At 58.0% G+C, this 2513-nt stretch carries 1 protein-coding gene and 1 rRNA gene; both read left to right on the top strand.

What is annotated here, in order from left to right; all coding sequences use genetic code 11:
* A 5S ribosomal RNA gene (gene rrf / locus BAUR9175_RS19005) occupies nt 1–116 on the top strand; the annotation flags it as partial.
* 271 nt (nt 117–387) lie between these two features.
* A complete protein-coding gene (locus tag BAUR9175_RS19000; RefSeq protein WP_101584970.1) occupies nt 388–2184 on the top strand; it encodes a BCCT family transporter in 1797 nt (598 codons plus the stop codon).
* Nucleotides 2185–2513: the final 329 nt, after the last annotated feature.

Below are 2513 nucleotides of genomic sequence, written 5' to 3'. Positions count from 1 at the left end.
GGTGGTGATAGTGGTGGGGAAACGCCCGGTTAACCGTTCCGATCCCGGTAGCTAAGCCCATTCGCGCTGATGGTACTGCAACTTGGTGGTTGTGGGAGAGTAGGTGACTGCCGCAATATTCTTTAAGAGTGAAGGCCACTCCCTTTGTGGGGGTGGCCTTCACTTGTTTGTGGTGGTGTGGATTTCGGCCCTTTTGACGGGGTGGGGTCCGCACCACCATTCTTCATTCACGGCTTCGAGATCTCGCAGCGCCTGCGAGCAGGAGATTCTGTCTATTCTGGGCCTGACCATCGGTTGAACTTTCCCAAATTCCTACGCGTGGTTCAGTCCACAGTGATGGACTGTATAGGTAGTGTGGTGGTCACAACACGTAGGAAGGTACCGCTCATGCTCAACCGTCTGCACGATACCCTTAGGCTCCGGACCAACCCGGCGATCTTCTTTTCGTCAGCCGCGGTCATCATTCTGTTCGTGCTCGCCACGATCTTTTTCACTGACGCTCTCGACAGTGGTGTCTCTGTCGCGTCGGACTGGCTGCTGACGAACCTCGGATGGTTCTACATCCTCGGCGTCACCGTCTTTTTGGTCTTCCTCATCTACATAGCCGCATCACGGTACGGTCGGGCCAAGCTCGGCCCGGACAACGAGGAACCGGAGCACTCGAATGGTGCCTGGTTCGCGATGTTGTTTGCCGCCGGCATCGGATCGATCCTCATGTTCTGGGGAGTCGCGGAACCGGTCAGCCACTTCGGCGACCCACCTCGGGGGTCCTTGGGCATCGAACCCGGTACGGTCGAAGCTGCCACCGACGCGATGAACTTCACCTATTATCACTTCACCCTGCATACCTGGACGATCTTCACCCTGCCGGCGTTGTGCTTCGCCTACTTCATTCACAAGAGGAACCTGCCACCGCGTGTGAGCTCCATCTTCCAGCCGATCCTCGGTGAGAAGATCCATGGTCCCATCGGCAAGTTCATTGACGTTGTCGCCATCATCGGCACCGTCTTCGGTATTGCGGTATCTATCGGTCTTGGCACATTGCAGATCAACGGTGGTCTGGCCCAGGTCATCGGCATCCCGGAGAATGCACTTTGGCAGCTCATCATCATCGGCGTGGTCTGCGGCTTGGCGACTATTTCTGTGTCAATGGGTCTGGACAAGGGCATCAAAGTGTTGTCGAACATCAACATCGTGGTCGCTGTCCTGTTGCTGATCTTCATCATCGTCCTCGGGCCCACCTTGTTCATAGCTCGCGGCATCTTCGAATCCTTGGGCACCTACATCCAGACGCTTCCGGAACTGGCACTGTGGAATGACACCTTCGCCGACACAGGCTGGCAGAACACCTGGACGGTCTTCTACTGGGCCTGGACCATCACCTGGTCGCCCTTCGTGGGTATCTTCATCGCCCGGATCTCCCGCGGTCGTACCATCAGGCAGTTCGTCATCGGAGTTCTCGCGATTCCGTCGGCCTTCTCCGTCGTCTGGTTCGGAGTCTTCGGATACGCTTCCTTTGACATCGAGTTCAATCAGGGTGGTGGACTCGTCGATCGCGTCGTGGAACAGGGTGATGTCCCTGGTGCGCTGTTCGCATTCCTCGAGCATTACCCGCTAGCTGCGCCAGTGTCCGTTATCGCCATCATCTTGGTGATCATCTTCTTCGTCACCTCGGTGGACTCTGCGGCTCTCGTGGTGGACACGATGAACAACGGTCACGAAGACTTCAATCCGCTGGGGCAGCGAATATTCTGGGCTCTGGCTATTGCCGTTGTCACCGCGGCGCTGCTCGTCTTCTCCGGTTCGGGTGGACTCGAGGCACTGCAGTCGACGATCATCCTCGTCGGGCTCCCGTTCTTCATCATCGCGTACTTCCAGATCTACGCCCTCATGCGAGCGTTGCGTGAGGACGCCGGTGAACTGCCACGAGTGCGAATGCGCAAGTGGAAGAAGGTGCTCCCACCCGAAGAGGTCGAGCGCAGGGCCGATGAAGACGACGTCTTCGCTCATGAATACGACGATGAGGAAGAGGTCGTGACTGCTCCCGAAGCTGTTGAGCCGGCGCCGGAGTTCCGCGACCCCTACATCTCTGAAGATGGAAAGAAGAAGAAACGCTACGGAACGCTGGCCAGTCGAACCGGCAGCGCGAAGAACGAGCCGGATCGTCCGTCCTCATCCGAGTGATCTCTTGAGGTCCGTCTAAGACGGGCAAGGGGCTGGTCATACCTGCGTGCCGGGTGTGGCCAGTCCCTTCTCTATCCACCAACCCGAGCTTCGCCGCGCGTGCTCGGCTGCTTGGACTGAGGCCCTGGCGATGAGCTTGTCGCCTGACAGATGACGAGGAGGGCCCCGCTTGTCAGCGGAGCCCTCCCAGACGGTCTAATCTGGCTCTTCGTAATTGAGAGTGTAGATCGGTGATTCCAGAACACGGCGCGTCGCTGCCCGGATAGACGTCGAGGTCTTCCGATGATGGAAGTTCTCACACAGTCCATCCGAAAGACCTCGACATGGCC

Origin of the sequence: Brevibacterium aurantiacum, assembly GCF_900169065.1 — a bacterium.
GTDB lineage: Bacteria > Actinomycetota > Actinomycetes > Actinomycetales > Brevibacteriaceae > Brevibacterium > Brevibacterium aurantiacum.
The sequence above is the reverse complement of the archived record's forward strand: the minus strand, read 5'-3'. Positions and strand labels throughout refer to the sequence as shown.

What these genes read in the sequence shown, in the direction of transcription:
- BAUR9175_RS19000 (WP_101584970.1), top strand. Translation starts at nt 388, where the DNA reads ATGCTCAACCGTCTGCACGATACCCTTAGGCTCCGGACCAACCCGGCG.